14 protein-coding genes and 1 pseudogene are annotated in these 19,262 nt (G+C 40.6%); 9 read left to right on the top strand and 6 right to left on the bottom strand.

Going from position 1 to position 19,262, the window contains the following annotated elements; genetic code table 11:
• Position 1 precedes the first annotated feature (1 nt).
• The 3 genes and pseudogenes from C2M30_RS10110 to C2M30_RS10095 form a co-directional block, all read right to left on the bottom strand.
• Positions 2-685, bottom strand: a complete 684-nt coding sequence (locus C2M30_RS10110; RefSeq protein ID WP_105171541.1) for a DUF6445 family protein — start codon at positions 683-685, stop codon at positions 2-4.
• A 59-nt stretch (positions 686-744) separates the two neighbouring features.
• Positions 745-2,192, bottom strand: a pseudogene (locus C2M30_RS10100) (tryptophan halogenase family protein).
• A gap of 58 nt (positions 2,193-2,250) precedes the next feature.
• Positions 2,251-3,795 carry a tryptophan halogenase family protein gene (locus C2M30_RS10095; RefSeq protein ID WP_105171538.1) on the bottom strand — a complete coding sequence of 515 codons (1,545 nt, stop codon included), beginning with the start codon at positions 3,793-3,795 and terminating at the stop codon, positions 2,251-2,253.
• 249 nt (positions 3,796-4,044) lie between these two features.
• On the opposite strand from C2M30_RS10095, the gene C2M30_RS10090 reads away from it, so the two are divergent.
• Positions 4,045-4,755 carry a SapC family protein gene (locus C2M30_RS10090; RefSeq protein ID WP_105171537.1) on the top strand — a complete coding sequence of 237 codons (711 nt, stop codon included), beginning with the start codon at positions 4,045-4,047 and terminating at the stop codon, positions 4,753-4,755.
• 64 nt (positions 4,756-4,819) lie between these two features.
• Here the strand turns inward: C2M30_RS10090 and C2M30_RS10085 are convergent, their stop codons facing one another.
• Positions 4,820-5,068: a YdcH family protein gene (locus tag C2M30_RS10085; protein WP_010560313.1), complete on the bottom strand. Its 249-nt coding sequence runs from the start codon at positions 5,066-5,068 to the stop codon at positions 4,820-4,822.
• Between the two features lie 12 nt (positions 5,069-5,080).
• Positions 5,081-5,395, bottom strand: coding sequence for a TraR/DksA family transcriptional regulator (locus tag C2M30_RS10080; RefSeq protein WP_105171536.1), 315 nt, complete (start codon positions 5,393-5,395; stop codon positions 5,081-5,083).
• 418 nt (positions 5,396-5,813) lie between these two features.
• Here C2M30_RS10080 and C2M30_RS10070 point away from each other — a divergent pair, with 418 nt between their 5' ends.
• The 4 genes from C2M30_RS10070 to C2M30_RS21485 all read left to right on the top strand — a co-directional run bounded on the left by C2M30_RS10070 (position 5,814) and on the right by C2M30_RS21485 (position 11,923).
• A complete protein-coding gene (locus tag C2M30_RS10070) occupies positions 5,814-6,830 on the top strand; it encodes an isoaspartyl peptidase/L-asparaginase family protein (protein WP_105171534.1) in 1,017 nt (338 codons plus the stop codon).
• Positions 6,831-7,207: 377 nt separating this feature from the next.
• Complete coding sequence (gene hrpA / locus C2M30_RS10060; protein WP_105171660.1) at positions 7,208-11,101, top strand: ATP-dependent RNA helicase HrpA; 3,894 nt, start codon at positions 7,208-7,210, stop codon at positions 11,099-11,101.
• Between the two features lie 92 nt (positions 11,102-11,193).
• Entirely contained in the window at positions 11,194-11,490 is a 297-nt protein-coding gene (locus C2M30_RS10055) for a PilZ domain-containing protein (RefSeq protein ID WP_010560309.1), read from the top strand.
• 163 nt (positions 11,491-11,653) lie between these two features.
• Complete coding sequence (locus C2M30_RS21485; RefSeq protein WP_158683366.1) at positions 11,654-11,923, top strand: hypothetical protein; 270 nt, start codon at positions 11,654-11,656, stop codon at positions 11,921-11,923.
• A 58-nt stretch (positions 11,924-11,981) separates the two neighbouring features.
• On the opposite strand, the gene C2M30_RS10050 is transcribed toward C2M30_RS21485, so the two are convergent.
• Entirely contained in the window at positions 11,982-13,172 is a 1,191-nt protein-coding gene (locus C2M30_RS10050) for a class I SAM-dependent methyltransferase (RefSeq protein ID WP_105171533.1), read from the bottom strand.
• Positions 13,173-13,268: 96 nt separating this feature from the next.
• On the opposite strand from C2M30_RS10050, the gene C2M30_RS10045 reads away from it, so the two are divergent.
• The 4 genes from C2M30_RS10045 (at position 13,269) to C2M30_RS10030 (ending at position 19,166) form a co-directional block, all read left to right on the top strand.
• Positions 13,269-13,880 (top strand): dienelactone hydrolase family protein, encoded by a 612-nt coding sequence (locus C2M30_RS10045; protein WP_105171532.1) that lies wholly within the window; start codon positions 13,269-13,271, stop codon positions 13,878-13,880.
• 36 nt (positions 13,881-13,916) lie between these two features.
• Positions 13,917-14,189, top strand: a complete 273-nt coding sequence (locus C2M30_RS10040; protein WP_010560305.1) for an acylphosphatase — start codon at positions 13,917-13,919, stop codon at positions 14,187-14,189.
• Between the two features lie 72 nt (positions 14,190-14,261).
• Positions 14,262-16,493: a TonB-dependent receptor gene (locus C2M30_RS10035; protein WP_105171659.1), complete on the top strand. Its 2,232-nt coding sequence runs from the start codon at positions 14,262-14,264 to the stop codon at positions 16,491-16,493.
• A gap of 21 nt (positions 16,494-16,514) precedes the next feature.
• Positions 16,515-19,166 (top strand): ATP-binding protein, encoded by a 2,652-nt coding sequence (locus tag C2M30_RS10030; protein ID WP_105171531.1) that lies wholly within the window; start codon positions 16,515-16,517, stop codon positions 19,164-19,166.
• Positions 19,167-19,262 lie beyond the last annotated feature (96 nt).

Below are 19,262 nucleotides of genomic sequence, written 5' to 3'. Positions count from 1 at the left end.
GTTAATTTAATCGTTTAAAGAAACTATTAATTGAGGTTCGGCTATTAGGGCTTTTTTTATCAAAATCCACATACTTTGTTACTGATGGACTATGTAAAATATTGCCTGAATAAATAACAATACGGTTAGGCTTAGCTTCAACACTATGAACTTTTTCAAATACCTCGTTAGACTGTTCAATATAACCAGTTGATTTCGATGCTTGATGTTGCTTTAGCATATTAATAATAAGCGGTTCATCGCTTTGTGATAGCGTGATATTTTCACATTCACGATAGCGATAAAAATTTGTTCCCCCCAGTTCATTCCCTGATAAATAATGTACTGCAGCCATATCTTCATTTAACAATGAATCATAATGGGGCATAGTTTGCATGGGTGAAAGTTGATCAGGTTTAACAGTAATTTTTGATAACCAACAACGTGCAATTTGATGTTTGATACTTGATGGGAATACGCAACCTAAGAGTGTCGTAAACGCTTCGTAGTAGGGAGCTGGCATTTCATCGCGACTACCAGGGTATAAGGTGCCGTCTTTACCAGGAGGTTGAAAATAAGCAGTGTTATTTGCATAGTTAATGATTTTATCCAAATCATTGAACGCATTGTCAATAATTATGATTTTATGCTCTGACCCTGAAATATATGACTCAGATACGGTAAAATTTTTATTTATGGAAAACAAAATAGTCCTTTGTTAATTAAATGCTCAGATGAATTGACTAAAATTTCACAAGCATTGGGTTATTCATTACTTAGTGCTTGATGGTGCGGCTTAAAATGTAAGGCTTGTTGTTCGCAGTAATTATCGATATCAGCCACATTAGCAACTTTAACTGGCTGGGGTAGAGCGTGAGTTGCTTCACTAAATCGCCCCTTACCTGCAAGCAAACAATACCAACTCGGTGAAAAATACATTACTTCCGCATTTAACTGTTGTAATGTACTTTCGAACTGGTTGTCTGGGTTATCCCAAGACATGAGTATTTTTGATAATTTTTCTGGCGATGCTGCACTTCGGTTGTCTCGCCAATAAGCGCTGTCATCTCGGGTGTTTAATCGATAATGGGCACTAATGTAGTCCCGAATAGCATCATAAACAGTATTGATCTCTTGATTAAATTGCTTTTGGGTAGTTGCATCATTGCTATCTTGCTCAATGTTTCAATAAAATGTTCAACAGTGTATTGAATACAGCTTAATGCAGTGGCTTCTAGTGGTTCAATAAACCCTTGTGATAAACCGACACCGAGTACATTTAAATGCCAATGCTTTGCAACACGCCCTAAACGCATTTTTATGTGGCGCGCCTTAATATCTGTGCGCTCACTAATCCCTAAATAAGTTCGCAGCTCAGCTTCAGCATCTTCAGGTGTAATATATTTACTGCTATATACATAACCATTGCCGTTTCGGTTTCTAAGCGGAATTGTCCATGCCCAACCGGCGCTTAATGCGCGAGACACCGTTTGTGGAGAAATATCGTCATCTGTTAACGTTTCGGTTGGAATGGCAATAGCACTGTCATTCAGTAAGTAATCCTTGTATGAAATAAAAGGCACTTTAAGCGTTTTTTGTAGCAATAAACTGGCAAAGCCTGTTGCATCAACAAATAATTCGCCGTTGATAGTTTTACCACAGCTTAAAGTTAGGCTGTGTACGCCTTTATCATCATTATTAACAACATCTACGGTACCAATAATGTGCTTTATACCTAGCTTAATAGCGCGATTTTTTAAAAACTCGCCTAGCTTTTGCGAATCAAAATGATAGCCATAATCTAGCTCTTTATTTTGTGGTTGTTTGAGTTTAGGGCTGAGCTTATTCTTTGCTAATTTTGCTTGTAGCCAATAGTGATTTGGCCTTGTTTGAATATCAAACCCTTGGCGTCTTACGTTACAGTTATGGATAAACGCTTGGCCTGTTTTCCAATCGTGATCAGAGTAAAAGGGATGAAAATATTCGTTTTCTTCTAAGTGTGAAGTCCAATTTGGGAAGCTTATGCCACACTTATAGGTCGCATTACAAAATGGCATCCATTCATTTTCGGCAATTTGTAGCTTTTCAAAAAAATATTTTAATGAGGGAGTAGAGCCTTCACCAACGCCAACAACGCCAATCATGTCGGATTCAATCAGGGTGATTTCAGCGCCTTTATTTGCCCAGCTGTGATGTAAAAGACTTGCAGCCATCCAACCAGCTGAGCCACCGCCAAGTACTACTATTTTCTTTGGAATTGCCATACCGTATTTACACCTTGCTTAAGCCAAATTGCTTGATTTTATTTATAACCGTTAAATTATCTTCTAAATAGTCAGCAACCTGAGTTGCTTGCCTTTGGATTAACTCAAATTGTTTTAAAGCGTTATCAGGTGCTTGATAACGATAAGCGGTATCACCGATCTCGGTCGGGAAATTCATCCCGTATAAAACATATAAATAATTTTCTAAGCGAAACGCATCAAAACCGCGTTCAAAATCATATAAGCTTGGAATATGTGTGCGCCAATGCTCAAGCTTTTCTTGTAATTCTAAGGGCCAACTAGCTGTATCACGATTATCACGCCAAAATGCGGTATCGTCTCTGTCCGATACGGCATAATGCATTTTTATAAAGTTAATTACGCCTTGCCATAAACCATTTACATAGGTGTTATAGCGTTTTTCAGCCAGTGCTAATTGTGATGTATTGGTAGGGAACGATTTAGCAAGTAATTTAGTGGTAGCATCAAAAGCGAGCAATCCAGTGGCTTCAAGTGGCTCAACAAACCCTTGAGATAGTCCAATGGCAACACAGTTTTTATGCCAAAACTTTTCACGATGACCGATTTTCATATCGATTAAGCGTGGATTTATTTCATCTACAGATGTGTTTAAATAGTTGGCAAGCGTGGCTTTTGCCTCATCTAAAGAGCAATGCTTTGATGAAAATACATGACCTATGCCGCGTCTGGTTGGCAGGGCAATATCCCATATCCAGCCTGCATCACAAGCCGTTGCAATGGTCGATGAAGGGAGTTGCGGTACTTCGCTGTCGTAAGGGACTTGTATCGCAAGTGCCTTATCGACAAAAAGCACATCACTTTTTTCAATAAACGGAATATTTAACGCTTGCCCCAATAATCGGCTGCAAAAGCCTGAACAATCAAGGTAAAAATCAGCGTTAAATACGTCACCTTGCAAACTAATTAGGCTGTTAATTTCGCCGCTATCGGAAAGTGTCACACCTTCAATATGTGACACAAGATGTTCTACGCCGAGATTCTCAACCGCATGGTGTTTCAGCAAATCAGAAAATTTATAGGCGTCTAAGTGGTAACCATAAGCTGCTTGCCCAGCAAACTCTGGGTCGGTAATGGCCTTAGGAGATTTATGATTATCACACAACAGTGCTTGGCGACTCATGGCATGAGCAAATGGCATAACAGGGTTTTGTAACCAAGAAGCAACACTGTCGTTATCTAAAATAGGGTAGTCGAAAGGGTGGTAGTATGAGTGCATTTTGCCATCGACAGGCTTCATCCAGTTATCAAATTGAATGCCTTGTTTAAAGGAAACATCGCACTCTTTAATAAATTTTTCTTCACTGATACCAAATTCTTTTAGTGTATTTCGCATCAAAGGCACAGTACCTTCGCCCACGCCAATGGTTGGGGTGTCGGGAGACTCAATCACAGTAATCTTAACACCTTGTTGTTCTTTGGGTTTTAGATTAATTGCGAGATGATTTGCAGCCAGCCAACCGGCTGTACCACCACCTAAAATAATAATTGATTGAATCGGCTTTATTTCCATTTTGACACTACTTAATAAATGACAGCGCTGTTTTGTTGTTATCAATTAGACACAAATTGTCGCTTTTTGTCACCCGTTCCCTTGAAAAATAATTGTTCGTCCTTATATCATTTTGTAATGAAATGTTAGGTAAAGAATAGACGTTTACATACATTAAAAAGAAACGAGGTTTTTACTTTCTTTTTACAATTAAAACCGCTAGCCTAGCAGCACTATTATAAATAATTAGAATCCCATTGGAGCAGTAAGATGACGGACGTAGTAAAGCCTCTTCATAATGTTGAACACAAAGATGTTAAAATTAAAAACGGTTTCAACACAGACCTAGTTAAAGATCAACACTTAGTACCAGTTGTAGCGCACGAATTTGCACGTGTAGCTAACGAATACCCAATTGTATTTGTAAAAAATAACGAAACAGGTGAATTCCAGCCAGTTGCAATGTTAGGTCTTGAGCCTGGTGAGAACCTATTTGTTAAAGATGACAAATGGCAGGGTGCTTACCTTCCACACGCACTTACACGTTACCCGTTAGTACTGAGCAAAAACCCTGAAAATGAAGACCAGCTATTTGTTGGAATCAACGAATCTAGCGATCTTGTAAACAAAGAAGAGGGCAATGCACTTTTCGATGAGAAGGGCGAAGAAACAGATTACCTTAAGCGTCGTAAAGAAGGCTTAATTGCCTTTGTTGAATTTTCACAAGTTACTGCTGCGTTCACTAAGTTCTTAGCTGATAAAGAACTACTTATTCCGCAAACACTAACGCTTGAAATTAAAGGCGAGAAGCGTGATATCAATGGTATCTACCTAATCGACGAGAAAAAGCTAAACGAGATGGCTGATGACGAGTTCTTAGAACTTCGTAAGCGTGGTTACTTACCACCAATCTACTCGTTCTTAACGTCAATGCCTCAAGTAAATCGTCTTGCACGTTTAAAAGCAGAGCAAGATGCTTAATTTAACGACTAAACGTTAAGTAAAAAAAGCGCCAATTGGCGCTTTTTTTTGTGTTTGCTGTTTGTTAATTTTCTTTATGTGTTTTCAGCATCGCGTATAGCTCGTCTTTTAGGTGTAAACGACGCATTTTTTGTTTTTCTAGGTATGCGTCAGAAGTATTTTCAACGCCTTCTTCAATGCGGATCACTTCGTGATCAAGATCGTGGTATTCCTTAAATAATTTAGAAAAGTGCGCATTAGTCATTTTTAATTCGCGAATTTCTTCATTAAACTCTGGAAACTCATGATGCATGTCGTGTTTTTCAATAAACATGGGTGTTATTCCTTATTGTGCACAGTTGATACAAGTTTGAACATAGGGTAATGCATGTAAACGCTCGCGTGATATTTCGCTCTCACATTGGCTACAAACGCCATAATTATTGTTTTCTAAGCGCGAAATAGCGGCATTTACTTGTTGTAATTCCAATTTTGCCTCATGGCGAATGCCATCGAGCACTTGGTCGTTTTCACTCTCTGTTGCTTGTTCTGCAAAGTCTTGCGAGCGACCTTTTTTAAAATCTGAACCAATCGCATTGATGCGTTTATTGAGTTCGATTTGTTTTTCTTTAAGCTCGATTAAAATTGCGTTTTTGTTCATAACGCCTCCTATTCTTTAATTATTAATCTACGCCGCTTTGATGGGATTGCGTTGATCTAGCGCAAAAAAATAACGCCTTTGTGCTGTTCATCGAAAATGCTTGAAATTGACGCGTTTGCCTTGCAAATTGAATAGAGCGTGTTGACCTTTGCTGTCTATTTCTGCAGCAGTTTGTTTGGCATTTAGACGAGGCAGAGCGATTGTAGTGTAGTTATTTACATAAATGAGCGATAACACAGTATAAACGTCAAACAAGCGCCGCCTAACAGGTTTAACCCAAAGCGTTTTGTTCTTTGTTGTTGCTTCTTGACTTAGCCCACTAGGACTACAAAGCAACGCCGCGGTCAAAAAGCTTTGGATTTGAACAGAATTTAGACCACAAAGATCAATACGCTCTAAAAACAAAAGGAAAACAATAATGAACAAACGACTCGCAACTGCGTTTTTAACAGCGTTTTTATCTACTAGCGTGTTTGCATCAAGTGAACCGCCTTTCTCAATTGCCATTCACGGTGGAGCAGGCACGATAGATAAAAGTAAATTTACCCCTGAAAAGGAAGCGGCGTATCGCGCTAAACTGCAAGAAGCGGTAGAAGCAGGTTATAAAGTGCTTGAAAACGGTGGTGAGAGCTTAACCGCGGTCACTACAGCCATTAATATCTTAGAAAATTCGCCGTTTTTTAATGCTGGCATTGGTGCTGTTTACACTTATGATGGGCACCATGAACTTGACGCATCAATTATGGATGGACGCGACCGTCAAGCGGGCGCCGTAGCAGGTGTAAAGCACATTAAAAACCCAATTGATTTAGCACGTTTAGTAATGGAAGAATCTGTACACGTAATGCTAAGCGGTAATGGCGCAGAACAATTTGCTAAGAAAAATGGAATGAGCTTAGTTAATAACAGTGTGTTCGACACCGAGCACCGTTATAAAGCGCTAGAGCGTGCCAAAAAGAAACTCAATAAAACAGAGAACTACCAAGCAAATCATCGTGCACTGCCTGAGCAATATAAAATGGGCACGGTCGGCGCTGTGGCGTTAGATAAACACGGTAACTTGGCAGCTGGTACGTCAACCGGTGGTATGACGGCAAAACGCTTTGGTCGTATTGGTGATTCGCCTGTGATTGGGGCGGGTACCTTTGCTGATAACCGTTCATGTGCGGTGTCTGCTACAGGCCATGGTGAATATTTCATCCGTTACAGTGTGGCGTCTGATATTTGTGCTCGTGTGCAGTATCAAGGCAAAACCATTCAGCAAGCCGGTGATGAAGTAATTCATGATGTACTTAAACCAATAGGGGGCACAGGTGGCGTAATTATTGTTGATAGTAAAGGTAATATTAGTCTGCCATTTAATACTAAAGGCATGTATCGCGCGTCAAAACAGGCAAATCAGCCTACCTATGTGGCAATTTTTAAAGACGAATAACGGCGATTTTTTAGGGTCTGTTGACCTTTCAAGTTCGTTTTTGCAGCAGTTTGATTGGGTTTTATACAAGGCAGAGGCTGCGTGGCATAGTTATTCTATGTGAGTCAGCCGATAACACAGTAGAAAAGCCAATCAAGCGCTGCCGAACGGTTCTTTTGATCGCACTTTTCTCATTGTTGCTCGATATTCGCTTAGATTGCTAGGCCACACATCGAGCGACGCGATAAAAGCTCGCTCAAACAGAACAAAAATAGAACAGCAAAGATCAACAGACCCTAGTTGAATAAAATTAAAATAAGGGAAGCGCAATGCTTCCCTTATTTTATGACAATCAATTTGTTATTATTGGCCTTTTGAAATTCCGCTTTATTCTATCTATGGCTAATCCACAACAGCAGCTCTATTCACTCTTAAAAAATTGTCTTAAGAAAGATCAGTTTTTCTTCAAACGTCGCCTCGATGGTGTGAAAAAAATAAATGATGAAGCAAAACAGGTGAAGGTGCTTACCACAATTACAAAAGACATTGAAAAAAGCATCGAGCTGAGGGAGTTACGTTTAAAGCAACTGCCACAGGTGAGTTATCCAGAAAACCTACCAGTTAGTCAGAAAAAAGACGATATTAAAAAAGCCATTAGCGAAAATCAGGTGGTGATTGTCGCGGGTGAAACTGGTTCAGGTAAAACCACTCAGTTACCAAAGATTTGTTTAGAGCTTGGCCGAGGTGTTGCAGGTTTAATTGGCCACACCCAACCACGCCGATTAGCGGCGCGCAGTGTTGCAGCGCGTGTTGCTGAAGAAATTGGCACTACCATAGGTGATAAAGTGGGTTTTAAAATTCGCTTTAGTGATCAAGTTTCTAACTCAAGCTATTTGAAGCTGATGACTGATGGTGTGTTGCTCGCGGAAATTCAACAAGATAGATTTTTAAACCAGTACGACACCATCATTATCGATGAAGCGCACGAACGCAGTTTAAATATCGACTTTATTTTAGGTTATTTGAAAAACCTGTTACCCAAACGCCCCGATTTAAAACTGATTATCACCTCGGCAACCATCGATCCCGAGCGATTTTCGAAGCATTTTAACAATGCGCCGATTATTGAAGTATCGGGCCGCACTTACCCTGTTGAGGTGCGTTATCGTCCGTTAACGGAAATCGACAAAACAGAGATGGAAGCAGAGGGCGATCAACTGCAAGGTATTTTTGATGCGGTTGATGAGCTAATGCAAGCTGGGCCGGGCGATATTCTTATTTTTATGAATGGTGAGCGTGAAATTCGCGACACGGCCGATGCGCTCGCGAAACGTGGCCTTGCAAATACCGAAGTGCTGCCACTATATGCACGCCTTTCAAATGCTGAACAAAACCGTATTTTTGCCTCGCACTCTGGCCGTCGTATTGTATTGTCTACTAACGTTGCTGAAACGTCACTTACGGTTCCGGGCATTCGTTATGTTATTGACCCAGGTACAGCACGCATTAGCCGATATAGCTACCGTACTAAGGTTCAACGCTTACCAATTGAAGCCATTTCGCAGGCCAGTGCCAATCAGCGTAAAGGGCGATGTGGTCGTGTGGCTGAAGGTATTTGTATTCGCCTTTATTCAGAAGAAGATTTTTTGGGCCGCCCTGAATTTACCGACCCAGAAATTTTAAGAACAAATTTAGCGTCAGTTATTTTGCAAATGTTGGCACTTGGCTTAGGCGATATTGCGAAATTCCCATTTGTGCAAGCACCTGATAACCGAAATATTACCGATGGTCTTCGCTTACTCGAAGAAATTCAGGCAATTACACCGGTTACACGAAAGAAAGATTATAAGCTTACAAAAGCAGGGCGCGAATTAAGCCGCTTACCAGTAGACCCACGGTTAGCAAAAATTGTGCACGCAGCGAAAGATTTCGACACCATGTTCGAAGCGATTGTGATTGTGGCGGCGTTATCGATTCAAGACCCACGAGAATTCCCGCAAGATAAAAAAGCCAAAGCACAAGAAAGCCATAGCCGCTTTGCGGACAAAGATTCTGATTTTATCGGCTTTTTAAACTTATGGCGTTATTTAGAAGAGCAACAACAAGCGTTGTCGCGCAGCCAATTTAGAAAGCTTTGCCAAAACGAATTCTTTGCTTATATGCGTGTGCGTGAATGGCAAGATATTGTTTATCAACTGGTATCAACATGCGAAGAAATGGGTTTTAAAATTAACCAAAACCCGAGCGACTATGAAGCAATTCATAAATCAATTTTGGCAGGTATGCTCAGCCACATTGGTATGAAAGATGAAAATCAGCAATACACAGGGGCGCGTCAAAGTAAGTTCTTTGTATTTCCAGGCTCAGGTCTTTTCAAAAAGTCACCGAAATGGTTAGTGGCCGCAGAGCTCGTTGAAACCAGTAAACTCTTTGCCCGTATTAATGCCAAGATAGATCTTGCATGGGTAGCGCCACTTGCACAGCATTTGGTGAATCGCAGTTACAGTGAACCGCACTGGCAAAAGAAAGCGGGCGCGGTAATGGCGTTTGAACAGCAAACCCTTTATGGCTTAACCATTGTGTCACGTAAAAGCGTGCAATTTAATAAAATAGACGCCAAGTTAAGCCGTGAAATTTTTATTCGCAGTGCGTTGGTTGAACAACAGCTTGGCCAAAGTGAAAGTTTTTTAAACTTTAATCAAAAGCTGATTGATGAAGTCCAAGATCTTGAGCACAAAGCACGTCGTCGCGATATTTTAGTCGATGAAGAAACCTTGATGGACTTTTACCATCAACGATTGCCAGATAACATAACCAGTCGCGTTGAGTTTAATACTTGGTGGAAGAGTAAAAAGAAAACCGAGCCAAAATACCTTTATATGGATAAAGCGGCGTTAATGCAACATGATGCGGCTCATATTAGTAAAGACAATTACCCGGACGTTTGGCAGCAAGGTAATTTGTTCTTCCCGTTAGAGTATCATTTTGAACCTGGGCAAGCATTGGATGGTGTAGTGGTGCAGGTGCCTTTAGCGCTGTTAAACCAAGTGGAAGATACAGGTTTTGATTGGCATATTCCGGCGTTTCGTCATGAGCTTATCACCGCCTTAATCAAATCGTTACCTAAAACAACGCGCCGTAATTTTGTGCCAGCGCCTAATTACGCTGATGCCGTAATGGCGTCGCTTGAGCCAATGCAGGGCAGTTTTATTGAAGCAATCAGTAAGCAATTATTGCGTATGTCTGGTATCACGATTAAAGCACAAGAGTGGGATTATTCTGCGTTGCCAAGTCATTTGAAACTTCAGTTTGCTATTAGAGATGATAAAAATAAATTGCTTGCAAGTGGTTTCGACTTAACTGAACTTAAAGAAAAACTGAAAGGTAAAGTAAGTGACAATCTTGCCAAAGTGGCTGAAAAAGGCATAGAACAAAGTGACTTAATTGAATGGTCATTTGGTGAATTACCTGCATCTTACGTACAAAAACAAGGTCAGTACGAGGTTAAGGCGTATCCAGCTCTAGTCGATGAAGGAAAGTCCACAAGCATTAAATTGTTTGATGCTAAAGACAAAGCAGATAGTGCACACTTAAAAGGCTTACGTCGTTTAGTGTTATTAAATATTCCATCGCCGATTAAGTATTTACAGCAAAAACTGCCAAATAAGGCGAAGTTAGGCCTTTATTTTAATCCGTTTGGTAAAATTAACGAGCTGATTGACGATTGTATTGCCGCCGCAGTTGATGACATTTTGGCTGCGAGCAGTGCTGTCCGCGACGAGCAATCGTTTACCGAGATTAAAGAAACCATTCGCGGTGAGTTGGGTGATGCAGTTGTTGCTATTGCACTCGATGTTGAAGCGGCACTTAGCCTTGTTAGTGGCTTAAATAAAAAGCTTAAAGGTAAAACCGATCTCACTATGATCTTGGCGCAAGGCGATATCAAGGAACAGTTATCACAGCTTATTTTTAAAGGCTTTGTCACTCGTCACGGCGCCAAGCGCATCAAAGATGTGATCCGCTATTTAAAAGGCATTGAGCGACGATTAGAAAAACTGCCGATTGATCCGCATCAAGATAAACTCAAAATGTTAGATGTGGAAAAAGCGCAAAAGCTACTTAGCGATGCACTTGGTAAAGCGCGCTCAAACAGTGAAAAACAGAAACTTGAAGAAGTACGCTGGATGATTGAAGAACTGCGCATTTCAATGTTTGCACAGAATTTAGGTACAGCGTATCCTATCTCGTTGAAGCGCATACAAAATGCAATTAAAGAGAGTAGTGGCGAATAAATATCACAAGCAAATGTAAATTTTTTGTTATTGGAAATCGGCATTTGCTGTGGTAATAATAAACCTGCGACAGGAAGTTTAGGGGAAATCTAATGTTGTATGAAGACAAGCGTAATTTTTTTCGCATGTTAGTAAATGCTGAAGCACAGCTAGTAATTTTAGACTCAGAAGCTGGCCGTAAAATTGATGGTGTATGCCGAGATTTAAGTGCAACGGGAATGGCAATTGAAATCGATGAGCCATTAGAGGTAAGCACACAAGTAAAAGTGCGTATCGATGCCACCAATAACAGTGTACCGGCACTTGATGCACTAGCGACTGTGGTGCGCTGCAGCGAAATAGAAGATCAAGAATATTTGCTGGGTTTAGAAGTACTGGAAATAAATTAAAAAAGGAGCATGATGCTCCTTTTTTAATGACAAAATCTACCTGAGATTAAACTGACTATATACTAGACCTAAGCTTTACTTTATTGAATATAAAGAATTTAGTGTTGACATAACGCGCTAAGGGCGGCAACGTAGTTTTGATTTTAGCAAAAAGGATATGTGTATGTGGTCATGGATAATTATAGTACTAGGCCTAGTCGCATCTGGGTATTTTACCGGTGTGCAATCTGAATCGAACTTGCAAGCAATAGTGTGCCCGATTATTTTTGTGATACTGATTATTACTACTTTAATTAAAGCATCACTTCTTTCATCTGGTCTTAGTAACTCTAGAAGCGGAACCAATGGAACTAGCTTTAGTGACGGTGGATTTCTCAGTGGTGATAGTGGTTCAAACGGTGGCGATTGTTCTGGCGGGGGCGGTGACTGTTAAATTTGAAACTTAAAAAGAACTGTCAGATGCAATAACCTGAATCTGACAGTTTAAGTCTTTATAATACCTTACAGATAAGGCCTTTAAGGTAGAATCCTTCAGGGTATTCCCCCGCAATTGGGTGATCTGGTGCTTGATTTAATCGTTCCATAATACGCAGCTCTCGGCCCGCATCTAATGCCGCATCGGCAACCACTTTTTGGAATAAATTCTGTTCCATTAAACCAGAGCATGAGAAGGTTAATAACGTGCCACCTGGTTTTAAAATTTGCATGGCAATCATATTGATATCTTTATAACCACGGCATGCACCGGTCAATTGTGCTTTGCTGTCTGCAAACTTAGGTGGATCCATCACAATCGTGTCGAATTTCACGCCGTTTTCACGATATTCACGCAGTAATTTGAAAACGTCCTGTTTGATAAAGTCTACTTTCGATAGATCAAGGTTGTTATGCTCGACATTGCGTTTGGCAATGGCTAATGCGCTTTCAGATACATCGACATTAGTCACTTTTTCGCAGCCTGCTTTTAATGCGTACAGACTAAATGTGCCTGTATAGCTAAAGCAGTTAAGTACGTTTTTATCTTTAGAGAAACGACTCAGCGCATTACGACTATCGCGTTGGTCTAAGTAAAAACCGGTTTTGTGGCCGCCTAAAATATCAACCTCCAACGCCAAGCCATTTTCCATTATTTTAACCGGCTCGGTTGGTGCACTGCCGTGTAATACGCCAGTAATTGGCTCCAAGCCTTCTTTTTTGCGTACATCAACGTCAGAACGTTCATATACATTGCAACCTGGGAATAATTTAATTAGTGCTTGTACTAATTCGCCTTTATGGCGTTCGGCACCGGCACTTAGTAACTGGCACACTAAGTAGTTATCAAACTTGTCAATGGTGATGCCCGGTAGGCCGTCTGATTCTGCTGCACACAATCTAAAACCGGTTAGCCCGCCTTCTTCAATAACATAATCGCGTAAACTAAGGGCTTGCTTTAATCGGTTATAGAAAAAGTCTGTATCAACAATGGTATTTTCATCAAACGACCAAACACGTGCGCGAATTTGTGATTGCGGACTGTAAGCAGCAATTGCTAAAAATTTACCATCTGCATCGTAAACGCTAACGGTGTCACCTAAGCCCGGGTTGCCCTTAACTTTTTTAATGGCTTTAGAAAAAATCCAAGGGTGTTTGCGCTTTAACGACTTTTCACGCCCTGGTTGAAGATAAATAACCCCAGACATAATGGCTCCGGTTGTTGCAGGTAAAAAAGGTCGTTATTTTAGTTAACCTCGTAGGTGCTTACAAGTAGAATACGCTTTTGCAGTCGGACAATTGCTATGAAGATTCTTATTGCCACAGATATTTTTGGTGAAACCCCATCACATTTGGCACTTTGTGAACGCTTAACGTCACATCATTCAGTTACGTCTCTTTCCCCGTACGAGCATAACCCCCCAGCATTTGCGAATGAATCAGACGCCTATCAGTATTTTTTACAATCAGGTGGTATGGATAACTATCTGTTACGCTTAAAAAGTTTGAAAAATGCGGGTGAAATTGACATCGTCCTTGGCTTTAGTGCTGGCGGCGCGGCAGTTTGGGCGGGACAACACTTGCTGCCGTCACTTAAAAAAGCGATTGCTTTTTACCCCGGGCAGATCCGACACTATCTAGAAGTGCAGCCTGTTGCACCTTGGCATATTGTGTTTGCACATTACGAAGCGCATTTTGACCAAAACCAAGTAATTGACGCGTTGTTGCCAAAAACTGCGCTTTCTCTTTATCGTGCGCCATATCGCCATGGCTTTGTAAATCCAGATTCGAAGCAGTTTAATCTCACGGCAAGAGAGCAGGCGATAGCCTGTCTTTTACAAAGTATTGACGCTGTTGAAGGTGACAGTTTTGCGAATTATTATGAAAAATTTGGCAATACTAGAGTGACCGACTAAGTTTGTTTAAACAGTTGCTATTAAATTGGTGTGGATATGTCAGAGCGAACCTTAAAAGCTATTGTCGCTGGGCGCGTACAAGGGGTTTTTTATCGCGCGTCAGTCAAGCAAGTTGCAGAGCAATTAGGTATTAGTGGCTATGCAAAAAATCTTGCTAATGGTGAAGTAGAAGTTGAAGCGACTGGCCAAGACTTAAAGCTCATTAAGTTCACTGAGTTTTTAGAGCAAGGGCCAAGTAAAGCTGAAGTGGAAAAGGTGTCGTGGGATTATATTCAAACAAAACAGTTTAATGGCTTTGAGGTACAATAGCGAAAAAATTAGTACCTTTGCAATTCACTGATTATACTTACATTTATAACTAACAAAAGAATGCTTTCACGTATGAAACTACGCTTACTTTATGTTGCCTGTGCGCTTGCTTGCGCTCCTTCGTTTGCTCAATCAACTAAAAGTGATATGGAGGTGATTGAGGTCTATGCCACAAAACGTGCACAACCGATTAAACAAGTAAGCGTAACCTTATCGAGAATAGATGGTGAGCAGATTAACGCGGAGCAGTTAAAAGATATCACCGCCATCGGTCATTTAATTCCAAACGTTAAAATTTCCCAAAATGCAGCAGAGGGGACAACCCCCGCAGTTAATATCCGTGGCGTTGGCTTAATTGATTACAACACATCAAATACATCGCCTATTGCGATTTATCAAGATGATGTATCTGTTGGTGCTGCCAATAATCAATTAGTTAACTTGTTTGATATCGAAAGCGTCGAAGTGCTGCGCGGACCGCAAGGCACCTTATTTGGACGCAATAGTACCGGTGGGGCAATATTAGTTCGTAACAAGTTGCCCGAGCTAAATAATTTAGATGGCTACATAAAAGTAGGGCGAGGTAATTTAAACTTTGGTTTGCTTGAAGGTGTGGCGAATCTTCCGTTGAGCGATTCAATCGCGGCGCGAGTAGCGGTGAGCTCAAAAGAATATGATTATTCTACCAATAATTTACTTGCTGATTCAGAACAAGCGAATATGGTGCAAACCGACTATCGTATTGCTGTTTATGGGCAATGGGATAATTTCGATATGCTATTCAAAATCAATGGCAATGACTGGGATGGCCGAGTAAATCCAGTTGGCTCTATTGGCATATTTAAAAACCCTTCCGATGGTTCTTTATGCAATAAAGATGAACTTGGCTCAAATAGCTGTTTTGATGCGTTTGGCTTTAACGATGGCAGTGAAAACTTTTTCGATGTTATGGTGAATAATGAGCAAGAACACGATACGGAAAATGTTGGTGCGTCGCTAAAACTTAATTATCAATTTAACGATGTAACTCAGCTTACTAGCATTACAGCATACAACTCACTTAACCGCGATCATGGTTTTAATTGTGACGGCAGTCCAGCCCAGTTATGTGAAGGCCATTTGGGTACTAAAGACGATGCGTTTAGTCAGGAAATTCGTGTATCGTCAAAGTTCGATGTTGGGCATTTAATGGCGGGCTTGTTTTACTTACATGAAGATATTAAACAAAACAACTTCAACGACATTCTGCGTGACTTACGTGGCGTGCTTGATCCTAGTTTAACGACGACCTTCTTTTATGATAATACCATTAACGTTGAATCTGCAGCCTTGTTTGCCCAGTTTGATTGGCAAGTCAATTCGCAATTTACCGTGGTGCTTGGCACGCGCTATACCGATGAAACGGTTAAATATGAATCCGATAGCGATTTAAACCTTGTGCTCGACCCAAGTGATTTGCTTGGACAAACAATTGATTACTACAGCGTGTCTGGTGATGAAAGCGATGAGCAGCTATCAGGAAAGTTAGCGCTTAATTATCAAACATTAAATGGCACGCAATTTTATTATTCACTTTCCAATGGTTATAAAAGTGGCGGTTACTATGGTGGCTTTATTGCCACCGAAGAGCAGGCAAAGCTAGCTGCGTATGGCCCTGAATATTTGATTGCGAATGAATTGGGCCTGCGTACAGAGTTATTTGATAATGCGTGGAAAATCTCAGCAGCAGCGTTCCATTATGATTATCAAGATCAGCAAGTGTTTATGAATCAGGCAAGCGCTACACCTAATGCGCCGCCGTTACAGCTATTAGAAAATGTCGCTTCATCAACAATTTATGGTGTGGAAGTTGAAAATACGTGGTTTGTCGGCAGCGATTTAGATATCGTGCTTAATATTGGCTACTTACCTCATGCAGAATTTGACGAATATACCGATCCACTTGGTAATCAGCTTACCGATAACCGTTTACCATTTACATCTGAATGGAATATTTCAAGCAACGTAAATTACCGCATTAATTTTGATAAAAGCGAACTTACGTTTGGCATTGGTAACGATTACCAGTCGGAATACTACTTTGACCAGAACATGAATGAGTTTGCGATGCAGGATGATGTATTGTTATGGCATGCAAACGTATCGTATCGCATTGCAAATTGGCATGTTAATCTGTGGGGTAAAAACTTAACAGATGAAGAGTACAGTCACTTAAAGTTCGACCTGAGCTCATTTTTAGGCATGCTCGAAGACTTTAAAGCCGAAGGCCGTCAATATGGCGTAAATCTGCGTTATCAATTTTAATTCTTGTTCGGAAAGCAGTAGATGATCAGAACACGTGGGATATACTTTTTACTGATTTGTTGGTGTTTGCTGAGTCCAATTTTGGCCTCTGCAACTGTCCTGTCTGAAGAACAACTCGGCGCTAATGTATTAACCTACGCGGTGCAAATTGATAACTCACAGCCTCTAAGCTTTCCGCTGAGCTTTCAAGAATCCCTCACTTGGCAACACAAAGCACAAGCCGTAAAACGACCTAATATATTTGGCGATGAAGTGTGGTATGCGCTTTCAATTGATAATCAACTCGCGACTGGTGATTATGTATTTGCGCCGTCAAATTTTATGGCTGATGACATTGAGGTACGGGTTTTTACCAAAGATGGCGTACAAACGACGTATTCGGGCGCTAATTACCCATTAAATGTGCCATTTCATTTCGCCAATCGTGTTCACTTAAAACAAGGTGAGCAATATATGGTGATTATGCGCATCACCAGTAACTATTTTTACACTGCGCCAAAAGTAACGGTTAGTCACACCTCCAAGTTTGAACAGCAAGCAACTGTAAATTCAACCATTATGCTGCTTTGTTTTGGCATTGGTTTAGCGCTTGGGTTATATAATTTACTAATTTACTTTGTGTCGCGAGAAAAAATGCATTTGTACTATGCATTGTTTACCGCGTCGTGGGTATTCGCGTGGAGTCATTTCTTTTTAATTCCACAGCAGCTATTTAATGTTAATACGGCGTCTGTTCATTGGTTGGGCTTTATTTTGCTGCCGCTTACCAATGCACTGTTTTTTATTCCGTTTTTACGACTGGATGAACGCTTTCCCCAATTGGCAAAAGTCGCTTTATGGATTGGTTATGGCGCGCTCGCCGGCATTCCCATAAGTTTGTTTATGCCGGGGTTCGGCTTTATCTGGGCCACGCTCGTTACCGGAACCATGATGGTGATTGGCATGGCGTCTGGGTTACTTAGTTGGCAACATGGTTTTAAACCAGCCCGTTATTTTATTTTGGCTTACATTGCAATGCTGCTGCCGAATATGGTGGGCAATTTAAATAACTTGGGGTTATTGGGCGATGTTAACGCAAACTTTTACTTGTACGGTTTAATTGGCACCACGTTAGATGCCTTGTTATTGGCGTTTGCGGTGGCTGATAAATTGCGTTTAATCAATCAGCAAAATATCGATTTAAGTCAAAACTTAGAGCTAAAAGTACGAGAACGTACTATCGCCCTTGAAGTATTGACTGATGAACTTAAAGACGCAAATCAGGCAAAATCACGCTTCTTAGCCAATATGAGTCATGAAATTCGTACGCCGATGACTTCTATTTTAGGCTATGTGGATACCTTAAACAGTGATAATACGTTAACGCCAAACGAGCAGCGTCATGCGCTTAAAGTCATCCAAAAGAACAGCCGACACTTACTAAGTCTAATAAATGACATTCTGGATGTTTCTAAGATTGAAGCAAACAAACTTACCATTGAGCAAGTACCAACAAATATCTTCCAGCTACTTTCCGAGGTAGGTTCAATTTTGGGGCGCCAAGTGCGCGATAAAGGCCTTGAATTTAACATTGATTACCATTTTCCGCTGCCTAACACCATCATGTCAGATCCCGTTAGGTTGCGCCAAATTTTACTGAACTTAGCCAGTAACTCAGTTAAATTTACCAAAAAAGGCAGTGTTAGTATTAAAGTTGAAATGGAAGAAGACGACCTGAAAATTACCATTGTTGATACGGGCATTGGCATGGATGAACAAGCCGTTAAAAAGTTATTTACGCCATTTCATCAGGGCGATATATCGACCACACGGCAATATGGTGGCACTGGTTTAGGTTTACATATTTCCAAAAACTTAATTGAGCGCTTGGGTGGTTTAATTAATGTTTCGAGCAAACCAGGTAAAGGATCAAAATTTAGTTTTACTCTGCCATGTTATACAACCACAGAAACCAAGTGGCTTGATTCATACCAAGTTACGCAAGAAGCGAATACCAAGAAAAAACAAACTGGCGAGGTTAAAAAGCTCGAAGGCAGTATTTTGCTGGCAGAAGATCATCCTGATAATCGTTTGTTCATATCCCGAATGCTTGAAAATTTAGGATTTCAGGTTATGTGTGTTGAAAATGGTGCACTGGCAGTTGATGCTACCTTTACCGATGAGTTTGATATTATTTTGTTAGATATTCAAATGCCAGTGATGGATGGTATTGAAGCCCATGAATTAATGCGCTCAACCGGTGTATCGTGCCCGATTTTGGCGCTTACCGCTAATGCTATGACAGATGAAATTAAACACTATTTATCAGTAGGATTTGATGATCATATCGCCAAACCCATTGATCAAACCGAGTTTTATGAAAAGCTGAGCAAGTATACCGGTATTCCACTTGAAGTCGCGGCCATTCCAGAGCAAGACTTAAAAATTATGCGTTTGCAATTTATTAATAACTTAATGGAACAAAAAGCCCTCGCTGAGCACCTATTTTGTTTAGGTGATAATAAAGAGTTGGCTAAACTGTGCCATGCAATTTATGGCGCGGCTGGTATGTTTGGCTTTGATGAGTTGGGTCAAATGGCTAAAGGCTTAGAAGGCGCCTTGAAATCACAATCACAAAAAGATATTAGTTCGTCGTATCAATCATTTATGCGCTCGATTAAACAGGTGAGTTAAATTTTCCCGATTTATGCTTAACCCGTTAAGCTTTAATTTAGGTATGTAATGACCGTTTTAGGAGTTTTACCTATTAAATTGTTGAGATACAAAAAA

It is taken from the genome of Pseudoalteromonas sp. T1lg24 (assembly GCF_002964745.1).
Taxonomy (GTDB): Bacteria; Pseudomonadota; Gammaproteobacteria; order Enterobacterales; family Alteromonadaceae; genus Pseudoalteromonas; species Pseudoalteromonas spongiae.
The sequence above is the reverse complement of the archived record's forward strand: the minus strand, read 5'-3'. Positions and strand labels throughout refer to the sequence as shown.